The following is a 14,623-nucleotide window of genomic DNA, read 5'->3' as shown; positions in this document are numbered from 1 at the left end:
CGGGCGTGGCGGTCGGACGCGGCGGCGCGACCCGGCGGCCGTGCGCGGCGCCGCCGCGTCGGCCCTCAGCCCGGGCCGACGGCCCGGGCGGTGGCGAAGATCCGGGCGCAGCGTGCTGCCATGGCCTCGGGGGTCTGGTCGGGGTGCTCGATCCACCAGCGGACGAGCGTGGTGCACAGGCCGCGCCAGGCGTACTTGAGGGCGTCGGCGTCGAGGGGGTCGTCGGATCCGGTGCTGCGCAGGAGGTCGGCGGTGCCGGTGGCGGCGAGTTCGTCGATGGCGTCGCGGTAGTGGGCGGCGCGGTGGGCGGCCTCGCTGCCGGGCGGGAGCGAGGGGTCATAGAGCACGAACCAGGCCTCGCGCTGCCCGTCGAGGGCGTCGAAGAGGGCGCGCAGCACGCGCAGGGGGGTGGGGGGCGCGCCGTTGTCGTGGTCGGCCATGGCGGTCCGGACGGCGGTCAGCAGGCGGTCGCCGACCGGTTCGAGGCAGCCGAGGAAGAGGTCCTGCTTGCTGCCGAAGTACTGGTGCAGCAGGGGCTTGGTGACGCCCACCCGGGCGGCGACGGTGGCCATGGTGGTGGCCTCGTAGCCGCGTCGGCCGAACTCCTCGGTGGCCGCGGCGAGAACCTGTCGTTCGCGCTCGGCCCTGGGCATGCCCTTGGTGCCGGCCCTGGTGGGAAGCATTGTCATAGAACTGATCTTACCTTAGGGTAATTTACTGACCGGTAAGTTCATCGGACCCCCGGAGCTGCCCCATGACGCCTGCCGCCGAGAACGCTCCCCGCCTCCGGTCCTGGTGGGGCTGGGGCTATCAGGACGCCCAGCCCGACGACGCCGAGTGCCTCGCGCTCGGTGCCCTGCTGCCGGGGACCCTGGCCCGCCCGCTGCCGGTCCCCCGGGTCGCCGACCTCGCCGTCGGCAAACCCGCCGTGACACCCCCGCCCTCCCTGGCCCACCTCGTCGGCGACGGCCCCGACGACCGGGCCGCCCACGCCATGGGCAAGGCCTACCGCGACATCGCCCGCGCCCTGCGCGGCCGCCCGGGCCGGATCCCGGACCTGGTCGCCCGCCCGACCGGCGACCGGGAGGTGGCCGACCTGCTCGACTGGGCCGGTGCGCACGGGGTGGCCGTCGTTCCGTTCGGCGGCGGGTCCTCGGTGGTCGGCGGGGTGGAGTACCGGGGCGACGCCCACCGCGCCGTGCTGTCGCTCGACCTGACCTCGATGGACCGCGTCCTGGAGGTCGACCCGGCCGGCCGCTCCGCCCTGATCCAGGCCGGGGCCCTCGGTCCCGTCCTGGAGGACCAGCTGCGGCCCCACGGCCTGACCCTACGCCACTTCCCGCAGAGCTTCGAGTTCTCCACCCTCGGCGGCTGGCTGGCCACCCGCGCCGGCGGCCACTACGCCACCGGGCGCACGCACATCGACGACTTCGCGCAGTCGCTGCGCGTGGTCACCCCCACCGGGACCAGCGCCTCCTGGCGACTGCCGGCGTCCGGGGCCGGGCCCTCGCCCGACCGGCTGTTCCTCGGCTCCGAGGGCACCCTCGGCGTCATCACCGAGGCCTGGATGCGGGTGCAGGAACGCCCCCGCCACAAGGCTTCCGCCGCACTGGCCTTCACCGACTTCCGGCGGGCGCTGGACGCCGTGCGCGCCGTCGCGCAGACCGACCTCGCCCCGGCCAACTGCCGGCTGCTCGACCCCGGCGAGGCCCTGTTCTCCGGCGCGTCGAAGGACGGAGCGAGCGTCCTGGTCCTGGGCTTCGAGTCCGCCACCGGGCCCGTCGACGGCCGGCTCGCCGCCGCCGTCGAGCTGGCCCGCGACCACGGCGGACGCGTCGCGGCGGACACCGCGGGCGGCGGCGCCGTGGGCACCTGGCGTTCGGCGTTCCTGCGGATGCCCTACCTCCGCGACGGACTGGCCCGGATGGGCGCCGTCGTCGAGACCTTCGAGACCGCCGCCATCTGGGACCGGATCCCCGCCCTGATCGACGCCGTCCGCGCCGAGGTCGGCGCCGCCGCCCGCGCGGCCACCGGACAGCCGGCCACCGTCAACTGCCGCCTCACCCACGTCTACCCGGACGGCGCCGCGCCCTACTTCACCGTCGCGGTGGCCGGGCGCCCCGGCGACGAGGTCGCCGTCTGGGACGACGTCAAGGCCGCGGCCACCGACGTCCTGCACCGCCACCGCGCGACGGTCACCCACCACCACGCCGTCGGCCGCGACCACCGCCCCGGCTACGACCGCCAGCGTCCGGAGCCGTTCGCCCTGGCCCTGCGCGCCGCCAAGGGAGCCCTCGACCCGCACGGCATCCTCAACCCCGGTGTGCTGATCGACTGACGGGTGCCGCCGGGCGGTCGAGGTGCGGGCGTTCCGGCGCTCCGCGCGGTTCCGGTCGGGAGGAACACGAGAACCGGACCGTCCGTGACCGCACCGGGTTCGGGGTTTCCGCCAGTTCGCCGGGCCGGTGGGTGGGAGGGAGACTTCCCGCCAGGGGCGGCGGCCCGTTCCGGGGGCCGCCGCCACGGACGGAACAGAGGGGGGACCGACACGATGAGCGGTCAGCTGTACGACGGGATCGGCGAGGCGTTCGAGGGCTTCAAGACCCTTCCGCTCGCCCGCTACGGGGAGGTGCCCGGCTTCCTCGGCCTGGTCGGCGACGTCGAGGGCAGGTCGGTCCTCGACCTCGCCTCCGGAACCGGCTTCTACAGCCGCGAGTTCAAGCGCCGGGGCGCCTCCCGCATCCTCGGCGTCGACATCTCCTCCGCGATGGTCGAGGCGGCCCGGGCGCGCGAGGACGCCGACCCGCTGGGCGTGCGGTACGAGCTCGGTGACGTCGCCGAACTGCGCTCCTTCGAGGAGCCCTTCGACCTCGCGGTCGCCGTCCAGCTGTTCAACTACGCCGAGGACGTCGCCACCGTCGAGCGGATGTGCCGCAACATCCACCGGAGCCTGGCCTCCGGGGCCGAGTTCTTCGCCTTCGGGCAGCACCCGGACTACCGCTTCGACGGACCGTCGCTGGCCAAGTACGGCTTCCTCTGCGAATCGCTCGGCGAGGACACCGCGATCGGGCCCCGGGTGAGGATCACCGCACTGCTCGATCCGCCGATCTCCTTCGTCGCGAACCCGCCCGGCCGCGAGGTCTGGGAGCGGAGCCTGCGGGCGGCCGGGTTCACCGGGATCACCTGGGTCCCGCTGGAGATCTCGGCGGCCGGCTTGCGGGAGTACGGCGAGGAGTTCTGGGACGACTACGCCGCCAATCCCCCGCTGACGATGCTGCGCTGCCGCGCCTGACCCCACCGGGCGGCCGGGGCCCGGGCCCCGGCTCAGAGCCCGAGCTCGGTCAGCCCCGGGTGGTCGTCGGGGCGGCGGCCGAGCGGCCAGTGGAAGAGGCGCTCCGCCCCGGCGATCGGCAGGTCGTTGATCGACGCGTGCCGGTGCGCCATCAGGCCGTCCTGGTCGAACGCCCAGTTCTCGTTGCCGTAGGAGCGGTACCACTGGCCGGAGTCGTCGTGCCACTCGTACGCGAAGCGGACCGCGATGCGGTCGGCGGAGTGCGCCCAGAGCTCCTTGATCAGCCGGTACTCGTGCTCGCGCTGCCACTTGCGGGTGAGGAAGGCGGCGATCTCCTCGCGCCCGGTGACGAACTCGGCGCGGTTCCGCCACCGGCTGTCCGGGGTGTAGGCGAGGGAGACCCGCTGCGGGTCTCGGGTGTTCCAGCCGTCCTCGGCGGCCCGGACCTTCACGCGGGCGCTCTCCTCGGTGAACGGGGGCAGGGGCGGGCGCTGCTCGGACATACCGGTCTCCTTCTGGGGATGGTGCCGGGTCGAGTGAGAACGGTCGTTCTCACCATGTCCGCTACCCTATGAGAACCATGGTTCTCATGTAAAGGACACGGCTGATGGACACCGACGCCGCACGTACCCGGATCCTCGACGCGGCCGAGGAGCTGTTCTACGCCCAGGGCGTGCAGGCGGTCGGCATGGACGCCGTCCGCACCACCGCCGGCGTCACCCTGCGCCGCCTCTACCAGCTCTTCCCCTCCAAGGAGGAACTCGTCGAGGCCTATCTGGAGCGCCGCGACCGGCGCTGGCTCGCCGAGCTCGCCGACCATGTGGACGCGGTCGGCGGCACTCCGGCCGAACGGGTGCTCGCCGTGTACGACTGGCTCGCCGACTGGTTCGCCCGGCCCGGCTTCCGGGGCTGCGCCTTCGTCAACTCCTACGGCGAGCTCGGCGCCACCGCGCCCGGGGTCGCCGCCGTCGCGCGCCGGCACAAGGAGGCGCTGCGCGACTACCTCGGCGGGCTCGCCGAGGACGCCGACTGTCCGCCCGGCACCGGGGTCCACCTGGCCCTGCTCACCGAGGGGGCGATCACCCTCGCCACCCTCACCGGGACCCCGGACCCCGCCGCCGAGGCCGGGGCGTGCGCCCGGCTGCTGCTCACCGGCGCCGGCGCGAGAACCTGAGGACCCGCCCCCGGCACCCGCCACACCCACGGCGTCCACGGCCACCGAGCTGACGGACGACTACCTCGCCGCCGGACAGTGCGTCTCCGTCGCGTCCGAGGCGGTCTCGGACCTCCACCCGGCCACCTACGGCCCCGTCCCGTGCGAGAGCCTCACGGCGGTCGCCCAGGTCGTCTCGCGCACCCGCACCGCCCTCCCCCACTCGTCCGTACCCGCCGTGAAGCGGCCCGCCTGCAAGGACGACACCGACTTCGTGCTCGACCTCGGCCCGAACCTGGCGCGGGCGAACGGCCGCACCGCCCAGCTCTACGAGAAGGAGGCGTACGCCTGCCTGCGCAACCTGAAGGCCCCCCACCCCGGCGACCCCGGGCAGGGCGGCGGCCCGATGATCGGCGTCGGCGACTGCATCGTGGGGGCGCTCGCCGCCAACGGCGATCCCTCCGGCCGTGAGATCAGGTGCGACGCCACGGGCCCCTCCAAGCCGCAGTACAAGATCGTCAAGAAGCTCCGCTCACCACTCCTCACCCCCCGGGGATCCACCCCCGACACGTGCGCGCCCGGCACCGCCTACAAGTTCTCCGACGGCGGGCAGCAGTTCTGCGCCGCCTGGGTCCCGGGGGCATCGAACGGGGCCGGTGCCCCCGGCCTCACAGGGTGAGCCGGCGGGCGGAGGCCCGAATCGGGTCCGGGAGTTCGGTGCTGCCGCGCAGGTAGCGGTCCACGGCGGCGGCGGCCGAGCGGCCCTCGGCGATCGCCCACACGATCAGCGACTGGCCGCGCCCCGCGTCGCCCGCGACGAAGACGCCGGCCGCCCCGGCGGCGAAGCCGTCGTCCCGGGCGAAGGCGCCGTCCGGGCCGACCGTGAGCCCGAGGTCGGCACTCAGCCAGGGCTCCGGCTCGGGGCCGGTGAAGCCCAGCGCGAGCAGGGCCAGTTCGGCCGGGACGCTGCGCTCGGTGCCCGCCCGGGGCCCTCGGTCGGGCGATTCGGCGTCCGCGTCGGCGAAGCGGACCGCGGCGAGGCGTCCGTCTGGGCCCGACTCGAAGGCGACCGTGCTGGCGGCGAACACCCGGACCCCGCCCCCGGTGGCGCCGGCCTCCTCGTGCGAGGTCGTCTCCCGGTGGACCTTGGGATGGACCGGCCACGGCTGCCCGGGGGCCCGGCGCGCGGGCGGGCGCGGGTTGATGTCGAGCTGGGTGACGGCCGCCGCCCGCTGCCGCAGCGCGGTGCCGAGGCAGTCCGCCGCGGTGTCGCCACCGCCGACGATCACCACCCGGAGGCCCTCGGCGGACACCGGCGCGGCCGGGAGTCCGCCCTCGTCGACCCGGTTCGCGCCGGTCAGATAGGCCATCGCCTGGTGCACGCCGGGGAGCCGGCAGCCGGGCACCGGCAGTTCGCGCCGCAGGCCCGCGCCGACGGCGACCACCAGCGCGTCGCACCCGGCCCGCAGCTCGTCGGCCGCGAGGTCCCGGCCGACGCGCAGGCCGGTGCGGAACTCGGTGCCCTCGGCCCGCATCTGGTCGAGCCGGCGGTCCAGCCGGTGCTTCTCCAGCCGGAACGGCGGGATGCCGTAGCGCAGCAGCCCGCCGGGGCGGTCGGCCCGCTCGTACACCGTGACGGTGTGGCCGGCCCGGGTGAGCTGCTGGGCGGCGGCGAGGCCCGCCGGGCCGGAGCCGACCACGGCCGCCCGCCGTCCGGTGGTGCTGGCGGGCGGCTGCGGGAGGTCCCAGCCCTCCGCCCAGGCACGGTCGGCCAGGGCGAGCTCGATGTTCTTGATCGTGACGGGCGCCCCGCCGTCGACGGCCAGCACGCAGGCGCTCTCGCAGGGGGCCGGGCAGAGCCGCCCGGTGAACTCGGGGAAGTTGTTGGTCGCCAGCAGGCGCGCCGCCGCGGCCCGCCAGCCGTCCAGGGCCACCAGCCGGTTCCAGTCCGGGACGAGGTTGCCGAGCGGGCAGGCGCTGTGGCAGAACGGCAGCCCGCAGTCCATGCAGCGGGCGGCCTGTCCGCCGACGATCGGCAGCAGGGACCCGGGGCGGTAGACCTCCCGCCAGTCCTCGACCCGCTCCCGGGCGTCCCGCCGCACGCGCTCCGCGCGCGGGGTGGTGAGGAAGGCCATCCGGTCTGCTGCCATCGCGGCCTCCGGCAGGGCGTGCCGACACGGGCCGGCGGCACCCGGCGGACGCGCCACCGTGTGGCCACGGTACGCCCACGAACGGCCGGCGGGAAGCGGCCCGGGGGAGCCGGGGGCCGGGTCGCTCCTCGGGTCGGCCACCGCGGGCGCGGAACTCCGTCCGGCGGGACCGGGAAGGTCAGTCCATCCGGACGATCGCCGTCGGGAGGAGGGTCATGCCCAGCCAGCCGAGGACGGGGAGGACCAGGGTGGCGGCGAGTGGCAGCTGCGACGGCACGAGGGTGAGGCTGCCGGCGAACGCCAGCACGACGGTGAAGCCGCCCATGGTGCAAGCGAAGGACGCCACGCGGGCGATGAAGCGCGTCCAGGTCAGGCCGATGATGGTGAGCGCCGCTCCCGGGCCGACCAGGAGTGCCACCTCCAGGGATGCCGTCCAGGCGACTGCTGGCAAAGGGACCTGTCAGATGGTACAATTTGGACATAACGAGGCATGTTCTTGTGTCCACTGTCCAAGTTCTGCCAGGTCAACAGCTTCTCCAGCGCGTCGCTGACTACGCGCGGCTGTCGGATGACGATGCCAAAGACCCAGCTGCTCGCGGCGAGAACGTCGCCATCCAGCTGGACGAGTGTGCGCTCCTCCGCATGTCGAGGCCGGATTGGCTGCATGTCGCCAGCTTCGATGACAACGACATCTCGGCCTCCTCCTACAGCAGCGAGGAGCGCGAGGACTTCGAGAAGCTCATGGCGTTGGTCCGCGCCAGCGGGGTCGATGTCATCCTGTGCGTCGAAGTGACCCGCCTGTTCCGTAAGCCGCTCGAAGCGGAAGCCCTGATCGACCTCGTCTGGTCGAAGAAGACCAGCCTGCATACCATCGTCACCACCCGCGGCGGCTACTACGACCTGCGTACCAGCGTCGGCCGTAAGGCCATCCGTGACGCCGTGAACACGGCCGCCGGCGAGAGCGACAACATCTCGGACCGAGTCCGCAGCAAGAAGGCGGCTCAGGCTTGAGCTTCCCCCGTTGCGCGGGAGGTGCTGATTACCTGGTCAGGACAGGTGTGGGTGGTTCGACGGCCACTGGTTCGGCCGTCGTCTGGTCGGCGTAGTACTTCGTCTCGTACTCGTCCGGGCTGAGCCAGCCGAGGCGCTTTTGGATGCAGCGGATGTTGTAGAAGCCGTCGATGTAGGCGAAAAGGGCGAGGTCGGCATCGGTGCGGGTCGCGAAGGTCGTGCGGCGCACGCACTCGGTCTTCAGGACGCTCCAGAAGTTCTCCGCGAGGGCGTTGTCGTAGGAGTCGCCCACACTTCCCATGCTCGGCTCGATTCCCGCCTTCAACAGCCGAGTTGTGAGCTTGATGGATGTGTATTGACACCCGTGGTCGCTGTGATGGATCAGCTTCCCTGGCTCGACGGGCCGGCCGTGCAGGGCGTACTCCAGGGCGGTGAGCACGAGGTCGGCGTCCGCTCGCTCCGAGGTGTGCCAGCCCACGATCCTTCGGGAGAAGGCGTCGCGGATCGTGGCCAGCCACCACGGTCCCTCGCCGGTGGGGATCAGCGAGATGTCTGCGACCCACAGTCGGTTCGGGGCGCCCGCGGTGAAGTCGCGCCGGACCAGGTCCGGGGCAAGGTCGGCCGCCGGGTCGCGGCGGGTGAAGGAACGGGGTCGGCGCGGGCTGACACCTTGCAGGCCGGCCTCGCGCATCAGGCGCTCGACCCGTTTGCGGCCGACGTGGGTGCCCTCGCGTCGCAGGACGGCGTGGACGCGCGGGGAGCCGTAGGTGGCGTCGGAGTCGGTGTGGATGCGGCGGATGTCCTCGGTCAGTTCGGCGTCGTGGCGTCTGCGCGCGCACGGCTCGTGAACGTCGCGGCGCCAGCGGTAGTAGGTGGAGGCGGGGATGTGCAGCTCCCGGAGGACGGGCTCGGCCCCGAAGCGGTCCTGGTGCTCGTCGATGAGCTTCAGTACCGTCGCCGGGTCGGGTCGAGCTCCTGGGCGAAAAAGCCGAGGCGGCCTTGAGGATCTCGCAGGACCGGCGGAGCTCGGCGTTCTCCTTGCGAAGAGCGGCCAGCTCCTCCTTCTCGGCCGTGGTGAGCCGGTCGTCGCGCTCGCCGCGGTCCGCCTCGTCCTGGCGGATCCAGTTGCGCAGGGCCTCGTGGTGCACCCCGAGATCGCGGGCCATCTGCCGGATCACGGGCTTCGGGTCGGCGGCCCGGTACGCGGCAACAGCTCGCTGTCGCAACTCGGGCGGGTACTTCATCGGTGCAGCCATGGCACAGGCTCCCTTCTCACGGCCCATCAGGCCATGTCCGGCAACCTTCCGCACCTCGGGGGAACCTCACCGGCCGAGCAGGTCGACTGTGTGCCGCCGGGCCCAAAGCACGGCATTGGGGGTATCGGCCAGCGTCAGCTGGACCAGGGGCGAACGAACGTCTGGCACGGCGGTGGCCTCCTGGCCGGAGGCAAGGAGGCCAAGCCGCGAGGTTCTGGGCCGCGGCCAGCGGCGTCAGACGTGCAGCGAGATCCCTCGCCCGGCGGCAAAGGTGTCGAAATGGTCGAGGGGCAGCACTGCCTCCCGGGAGTCAGCGGTGTGGCCGGACGGGTTGCGGAACGCCACGGTGCCGGTCTGGTGGCCGGTGACGAGGACGAGGTGCCCACCGCGCCCAGGGGCCGGCCGGTCAGGACGGCGGATCTCCTTGTGCACGGAGGCGATCACGAGGCGGCCCTGGTCGAGCTCGGCGATGAGCCGGTCCGGCGTCAGAGCCGTGATGATCTCCGTCGCCAAGCCGTGGTGGGCGTCGGCGTACGCCGTGAACGGCTGGTAGTACAGACCGTCGACGCCGCCGTCCTCCCGCTGGACATAGCCCCCGTAGACACGGCAGCCGTCCAGCAGCTCGAACAGCGTGGGTGCCAGTCCGTCCCGGGCGAACAGAGCCATCCGCAGGCAGGCCATCCCGCACAGCCGGGTGCACCAGTAGCCGTACGTCTCCCGGTCCGGCGCACCGCTCGTCGCCCAGTTGTCGTCATCGCCTGGCGGGTGGCCTTCGTAGGCGATGGCTTGGATCAGGCTGGGGGTGGCGTACTGCGTGATCAGGGGGATCGGGTGGCGAGGCAACGGGCTGGTTCCTTCCGGGATGGCGCAGTGGCCACGAGACGATGGAAGGCGTCCAACTCGACCGAGCCGCCGGAGATGATCACACCCACCGGACCGGGCGGCAGGTCGAGACCGTCCAGGGCTGCGAGCGCCACAGCGCCGGAGGGTTCGGCCACCACCTTGAGGTGGTTGAACGCCCAGCCCATAGCCTGCACGATCTGATCGTCAGTCACCGTCACTACGTCGTCGAGCAGAACGCGGTTGACCTCCCACGGCAGCGCGGCCGGTGCCGTGTGCCGCAGCCCGTCCGCGATGGTGTCCGGAACCGCGGGGAGCTCAGCCAGCTGCCCAGCCTGGAGTGAGGCGGCGGTGTCGCCGGCGGTGACGGGCTCGACCCCAATGACCTTGAGGTGCGGGTTGAGGTGCTTGGCCGCCACGGCGGTGCCTGCCGCCAGCCCGCCGCCACCGACCGGGACCAGGATCGCGGTCATCACCGGGGCCTGCCACAGCAGCTCCAGCGCGACCGTGCCCGCACCGGCCATGACTGCTGGGGCATTGGCGGACGGCACGATGGCGAGTCCTCGGTCGACCGTCAGCTCGGCGACGATGGCGTCGCGGTCGTCGCGCTGGCGGTGGTAGGCGACAACCTCAGCGCCCATCGCGCGGGCACCATCCACCTTCATTGGTGGTGCGTCGTGCGGCACCACGACGGTGACGGGCACACCCAGCAGCTGACCAGCCAGGGCAAGGGCCTGGGCGTGGTTGCCGGAGGAGGCGCCAATCACGCCGCGCCGTCGGTCGCGGGGACTGAGCTCAGCAACTGCGTTGTAGGCGCCGCGGAACTTGAACGAGCCGCTGCGTTGGAGGGCTTCGACCTTGCAGAGCACGCTTCGGCCGGCGAACGCGTCGAGCCGCGGGTGCGACAGGATGGGGGTCGCCGCAGCGACGCCCTGCAGCCGGCGCTGGGCGTCGTAGACGTCGGCCGCCGACAGTGGCAGGGCGGCGCTCACGGTCGGTACCCGTCGGTGTGGGCGGTGGTGAGCATGGTCTGGATGAGCTGGTCGTAGCTGATGCCGGCCGCCGCGGCCATGGTGGCGAGGTTGCCGTGCGGGGACAGGCCGGGCAGCGTGTTGATCTCCAGCCAGTGGACCGCCCCATCCGCCGTGACCAGGAAGTCCGACCGCGAGTAGCCCGAGCACCCCAACTGCTGGTGGGCCCGGAGAGCGGCACCCGAGATGGTTGCCAGGGTGGTGTCGGGCAGCTGGGCCGGGCAGCGGTAGCGGTGGCCGGCCGGGTTGCGCTTGGCCCGGTAGTCGTAGAAGTCGGCCGTGGTCGGGACCGTCTCCAGCGGCGGCAGAGCCAGCAGCGCGCCGCCCTGCTCCAGCACGCCGCAGGTGACGGCCGTGCCCTCCTTGAACGGCTCGACGAACCACTCGCCGCCCCGCGTGTCGTGCGTCAGCGTGGTCGCCAGCGAGTTCAGGTCGCGGAAGACCCGCATGCCAATGGAGCCACCCTCCGAGGCCGGCTTGAGGATGACCGGCAGACCGAGTTCCTCCGCGCAGGCATTGGCGGCTTCGGTCGGACCCTGGGTGCCCTGCAGCGGGATATGCGGCAACACGTTCACGCCGCCCGCCTGGACCAACGTCTTGGCCGTCGGCTTGTGCATCGCGGTGGCGCTGGCCAGCACGCCGGAGCCGGTGTAGGGAACGCCCAGGCTGTCCAGCAGTCCCTGGAGCTTGCCGTCTTCGGCCCACTGGCCGGCAATGGCCAGGAATGCGACGTCGGTCTCGCGGACGCGGTCGGCGAAGTCCTTGTCGGTCGGGTCGAGCACCACGTGCGCCAGGCCCTGGCGGACCAGCGACTCGCGGACGGCCTCGCCCGAGATAAGGGAGCGATCGCGCTCACCGGACCGGCCGCCGGTGACGAGAGCGATGCGGAGGTGGTTGGTAGCAGACATGCCCATTTCCTTTTGTCACAGTCTGGTTCGGAATGCGTGGGACGACCGGCAGGGCCCGGTGGAAGTGGCTAGCGTCAGGGGCAGGCCGCCTTCGGAGGCGGATAGCTGCATCAGATGGATCGGAGCCACCGTGGTCCCCATGACCCTGCAAGAGATCGCCGCGGCCGTCGGGGGCGACCTGCACGACGTGCCCGATCCCACCGCCGTGGTGGACCGGCCCGGGGTCATTGACTCGCGGCTGGTGGAGCCCGGGTCGCTGTTCATTGCCCTGCCCGGCGAGCACACCGACGGCCACCGGTTCGCCGAGGCTGCGGTGGCAGCTGGAGCCACGGCGGTACTGGCGCTCCGGCCGGTTGGGGTGCCAGCCATCGTGGTGCCGGACGTCCAGGACGCGATGGGCGCCCTGGCTCGGGCGGTGCTCGCCCGGCTGAAGTCCCCGACGGTCATCGGGCTGACCGGCTCGGCCGGCAAGACCAGCACCAAGGACCTGCTGGCCCAGGTGCTTGGCACTATGGACACCACCGTGGCCACCCCGCTGTCGTTCAACGGTGAGATCGGCCTGCCGCTGACTGTCTTCCGGGCGGACGAGACCACCCGGCTGTTGGTGCTGGAGATGGGCTCCCGTGGCAAGGGCCACATTTCGTACCTGACGAGCCTCGTGCCACCGCAGATCGGCCTGGTGCTCAACGTCGGGACCGCCCACGTCGGGGAGTTCGGCGGCGGCAAGGAGTCAATCGCCGAGGCCAAGGGCGAACTGGTCGAGGCGCTGCCGGCCGACGGCCTGGCCGTGCTGAACGCGGACGACCCGTACGTCATGTCGATGGCTACGCGGACCAGCGCGTCCGTCCTGACCTTCGGGGTGGAGGCTGGCGACGTCCGGGCCACTGACGTCGAACTGGACGCCGCGGGCCGGCCCTCGTTCATCCTCACGTACCGGGGCGACAGCGCCCGCGTGACGCTGGGGCTGCACGGCGCCCACCACGTGTCCAACGCGACGGCCGCCGCGGCCGTGGCGATTGGGCTGGGGGCGAGCGTGGCGCAGGCCGCCGAGGCGCTGAGCGGCGCCCGGCAGCTGACGCCCGGCCGCATGGACGTGACCGAGCGCCCGGACGGCGTGACCGTGATCAACGACGCCTTCAACGCCAACCCCGATTCAATGGCCGTGGCCCTGTCGGCGCTGGCAGCCATGGCAGGCGGCGGGCGCCGCACGGTGGCAGTGCTGGGTGAGATGCGAGAACTGGGCGCGGAGTCCGGGGCCCACCACACGGAGCTGGGCCGACTCGTCGCCCGGAGTGGAATCACCGACCTGATCGCGGTCGGCGGCCAGGAAGCCGAGCTGGCGTACAGCGCGGCGGTCGAGGGCAGCGTCACCAGCACGCTTGTGCCGGACCGGGACGCCGCCCTCGACCTCCTGCTGACCTACCTGAAGCCCGGCGACGTGGTGCTGGTCAAGGGCTCCCACAGCGTGGGGCTGGAGGACACGGCGCTGCGCCTGGCCAAAGCCGACGCCAGTAGCTGACCTACGCGGCCGGCGCGGGCACGGCGGCTTCGGTGAGCCGCAACAGGATCGCCCGGCCGATGCGGCCGGCCGTCCCCGTTCCCATCGTGATGACGAGGTCGCCGGGCTGCGTCAGCTCGGCGACCAGGTCCGCCACGTCACGGCCGGCCCTGGCCCGGTGGGCTCGGCTGCCGTACTCGGCGACCTGCGCGGCCATCGGTACGGTGCTGATGCCGGTCAGCGGCGACTCGACCGAGGAGTGCACGTCCAGCAGGACGACCTCGTCGGCCGCCGCGAGACGGCGGCCCATCTCCTCGCCCAGGGCCGCGGTCCGCGTCCAGCCGGTCGGCTCGAACACCGCGATGACCCGGCCTTCGGTCAGCATCCGGGCCGTGGCCAGGTCGGCCGTGATCTCGGTCGGGTGGTGGGCGTAGGAGTCCAGCACCGCCACCCCGGCGTGGCGGCCGGTGGTGGTGAGTCGGCGCTGGACGCCCTGGAAGCTGGAGATGCCGCTTGCGAGATCCATGGGCTCGGCCCCGAGCACCCGGCCGGCGGCGAAGGCGGCGGCAGCGTTCAGGGCGTTGTGCCGCCCCGGAACCGCCAGGGTGAACTCGTGCCACGACCCATCCGTGTCCTGCACCGTGACGTGGCTGGCCGTGCCGTCCCACAGCACGCGCAGCACCCGCACGTCGGCGTCCTTCGCCTCGCCCACCGTGATGAGGTGCGGGCTGGGCGAGCCGTCCAGGCGCTGGGTCAGCTGGCGGGCACCGGCATCGTCGGCCGAGACCACCAGCACGCTCGCGTTGCGGGCCAGACGCTCGAACACGTCCAGGACGTCGTCCAGGTCGACGTACTGCTCGGGGTGATCGTCGTCGACGTTCAGGACAACCGCCACCTTCGGGTGGTAGCGGCCCGCGGTGCGGTCGCTCTCGTCTGCCTCGGCGACCAGGAGGCCGCCGGTTCCCTGGTAGGCGTTGGGGCGGTCGACGGGCATGCCGCCGATGGCGTAGGACGGGTCGAGGTGGGCCAGGGCGGCGGTGAGGATGCCGGTTGTCATGGTCTTGCCGTGGGTGCCAGCAACGGCGACCGACTGCTCGGCGGTGGCGATCAGGTGGGCCAGCACGTCCGACCGGTGCACGACGGGGATGCCGGTGCGACGGGCGGCGGCCACCTCCGGGTTGCTGGGGCTCACCGCGCTCGACCAGACGAGGACGCTGGCGTCGGTGGGCAGGTTGCTGGCGCTGTGCCCGATGGTGACGAAGGCCCCGGCCTCCTCCAGGGCCCTCAGAGCGGCGGTGTCGTTGGTGTCCGAGCCAGAGACGCGGCTGCCGCGCTCCAACAGCAGCCGGGCCAACGCCGACATGCCGGCGCCGCCGATGCCCGCGAAGTGCGCGCGGGAGAGGTCGATGGGTCCGTCGTGCACGGGGACGATCACGTTCCTGGTTTCCATGCTGCAAGCTCCAATTCGGGTCCGGCCCCGCCTG

15 protein-coding genes and 1 pseudogene are annotated in these 14,623 nt (G+C 72.7%); 6 read left to right on the top strand and 10 right to left on the bottom strand.

All coding sequences use genetic code 11. The features are described 5' to 3' along the window. Positions 1–65 precede the first annotated feature (65 nt). A complete protein-coding gene (locus ACW14Y_RS39685) occupies positions 66–689 on the bottom strand; it encodes a TetR/AcrR family transcriptional regulator (protein WP_380301287.1) in 624 nt (207 codons plus the stop codon). Positions 690–754: 65 nt separating this feature from the next. On the opposite strand from ACW14Y_RS39685, the gene ACW14Y_RS39680 reads away from it, so the two are divergent. Beyond that, the gene (locus tag ACW14Y_RS39680; RefSeq protein ID WP_456985244.1) at positions 755–2,338 is read left to right on the top strand and encodes an FAD-binding oxidoreductase; all 1,584 of its coding nucleotides are present in this window, start codon (positions 755–757) and stop codon (positions 2,336–2,338) included. A gap of 213 nt (positions 2,339–2,551) precedes the next feature. Next, entirely contained in the window at positions 2,552–3,292 is a 741-nt protein-coding gene (locus ACW14Y_RS39675; protein WP_456985243.1) for a class I SAM-dependent methyltransferase, read from the top strand. 32 nt (positions 3,293–3,324) lie between these two features. Here ACW14Y_RS39675 and ACW14Y_RS39670 read toward each other — a convergent pair whose 3' ends face one another. After that, positions 3,325–3,795, bottom strand: a complete 471-nt coding sequence (locus tag ACW14Y_RS39670; protein ID WP_380301281.1) for a nuclear transport factor 2 family protein — start codon at positions 3,793–3,795, stop codon at positions 3,325–3,327. Between the two features lie 104 nt (positions 3,796–3,899). On the opposite strand from ACW14Y_RS39670, the gene ACW14Y_RS39665 reads away from it, so the two are divergent. Further along, entirely contained in the window at positions 3,900–4,466 is a 567-nt protein-coding gene (locus tag ACW14Y_RS39665; RefSeq protein WP_456985242.1) for a TetR/AcrR family transcriptional regulator, read from the top strand. A 217-nt stretch (positions 4,467–4,683) separates the two neighbouring features. After that, complete coding sequence (locus tag ACW14Y_RS39660) at positions 4,684–5,124, top strand: hypothetical protein (RefSeq protein WP_456985241.1); 441 nt, start codon at positions 4,684–4,686, stop codon at positions 5,122–5,124. Here ACW14Y_RS39660 and ACW14Y_RS39655 read toward each other — a convergent pair. Then, positions 5,114–6,595: a glutamate synthase subunit beta gene (locus tag ACW14Y_RS39655; RefSeq protein ID WP_456985240.1), complete on the bottom strand. Its 1,482-nt coding sequence runs from the start codon at positions 6,593–6,595 to the stop codon at positions 5,114–5,116. The two genes, ACW14Y_RS39660 and ACW14Y_RS39655, sit on opposite strands and share 11 nt — an antisense overlap. A 178-nt stretch (positions 6,596–6,773) precedes the next feature. After that, positions 6,774–7,046 carry a hypothetical protein gene (locus ACW14Y_RS39650; RefSeq protein ID WP_380438345.1) on the bottom strand — a complete coding sequence of 91 codons (273 nt, stop codon included), beginning with the start codon at positions 7,044–7,046 and terminating at the stop codon, positions 6,774–6,776. Between the two features lie 47 nt (positions 7,047–7,093). On the opposite strand from ACW14Y_RS39650, the gene ACW14Y_RS39645 reads away from it, so the two are divergent. After that, positions 7,094–7,606, top strand: a complete 513-nt coding sequence (locus tag ACW14Y_RS39645; protein WP_380438347.1) for a recombinase family protein — start codon at positions 7,094–7,096, stop codon at positions 7,604–7,606. 28 nt (positions 7,607–7,634) lie between these two features. Here ACW14Y_RS39645 and ACW14Y_RS39640 read toward each other — a convergent pair whose 3' ends face one another. The 5 genes and pseudogenes from ACW14Y_RS39640 to ACW14Y_RS39620 form a co-directional block, all read right to left on the bottom strand. After that, on the bottom strand, positions 7,635–8,555 hold the full coding sequence (locus ACW14Y_RS39640; protein WP_380438416.1) for an IS3 family transposase: 921 nt from the start codon (positions 8,553–8,555) through the stop codon (positions 7,635–7,637). 82 nt (positions 8,556–8,637) lie between these two features. After that, a pseudogene (locus ACW14Y_RS39635) lies at positions 8,638–8,850 on the bottom strand (transposase); the annotation flags it as partial. 246 nt (positions 8,851–9,096) lie between these two features. After that, positions 9,097–9,705 carry a C39 family peptidase gene (locus ACW14Y_RS39630; RefSeq protein WP_380438349.1) on the bottom strand — a complete coding sequence of 203 codons (609 nt, stop codon included), beginning with the start codon at positions 9,703–9,705 and terminating at the stop codon, positions 9,097–9,099. Beyond that, positions 9,681–10,694: a threonine ammonia-lyase gene (locus ACW14Y_RS39625; protein ID WP_380438351.1), complete on the bottom strand. Its 1,014-nt coding sequence runs from the start codon at positions 10,692–10,694 to the stop codon at positions 9,681–9,683. The genes ACW14Y_RS39630 and ACW14Y_RS39625 overlap by 25 nt, the downstream gene beginning before the upstream one ends. Continuing rightward, positions 10,691–11,641 (bottom strand): D-alanine--D-alanine ligase family protein, encoded by a 951-nt coding sequence (locus ACW14Y_RS39620; RefSeq protein WP_380438353.1) that lies wholly within the window; start codon positions 11,639–11,641, stop codon positions 10,691–10,693. Before ACW14Y_RS39620 ends, ACW14Y_RS39625 begins: the two co-directional genes overlap by 4 nt. Positions 11,642–11,771: 130 nt before the next feature. On the opposite strand from ACW14Y_RS39620, the gene ACW14Y_RS39615 reads away from it, so the two are divergent. Beyond that, positions 11,772–13,160, top strand: coding sequence for a UDP-N-acetylmuramoyl-tripeptide--D-alanyl-D-alanine ligase (locus ACW14Y_RS39615; RefSeq protein ID WP_380438355.1), 1,389 nt, complete (start codon positions 11,772–11,774; stop codon positions 13,158–13,160). Between the two features lies 1 nt (position 13,161). On the opposite strand, the gene murC is transcribed toward ACW14Y_RS39615, so the two are convergent. Then, on the bottom strand, positions 13,162–14,589 hold the full coding sequence (gene murC, locus ACW14Y_RS39610) for a UDP-N-acetylmuramate--L-alanine ligase (protein ID WP_456985239.1): 1,428 nt from the start codon (positions 14,587–14,589) through the stop codon (positions 13,162–13,164). Positions 14,590–14,623 lie beyond the last annotated feature (34 nt).

The organism is Kitasatospora sp. cg17-2, from assembly GCF_054031055.1.
Note: the sequence above shows the minus strand (reverse complement) of the source record. Positions and strands in the feature narration are given on the sequence as shown.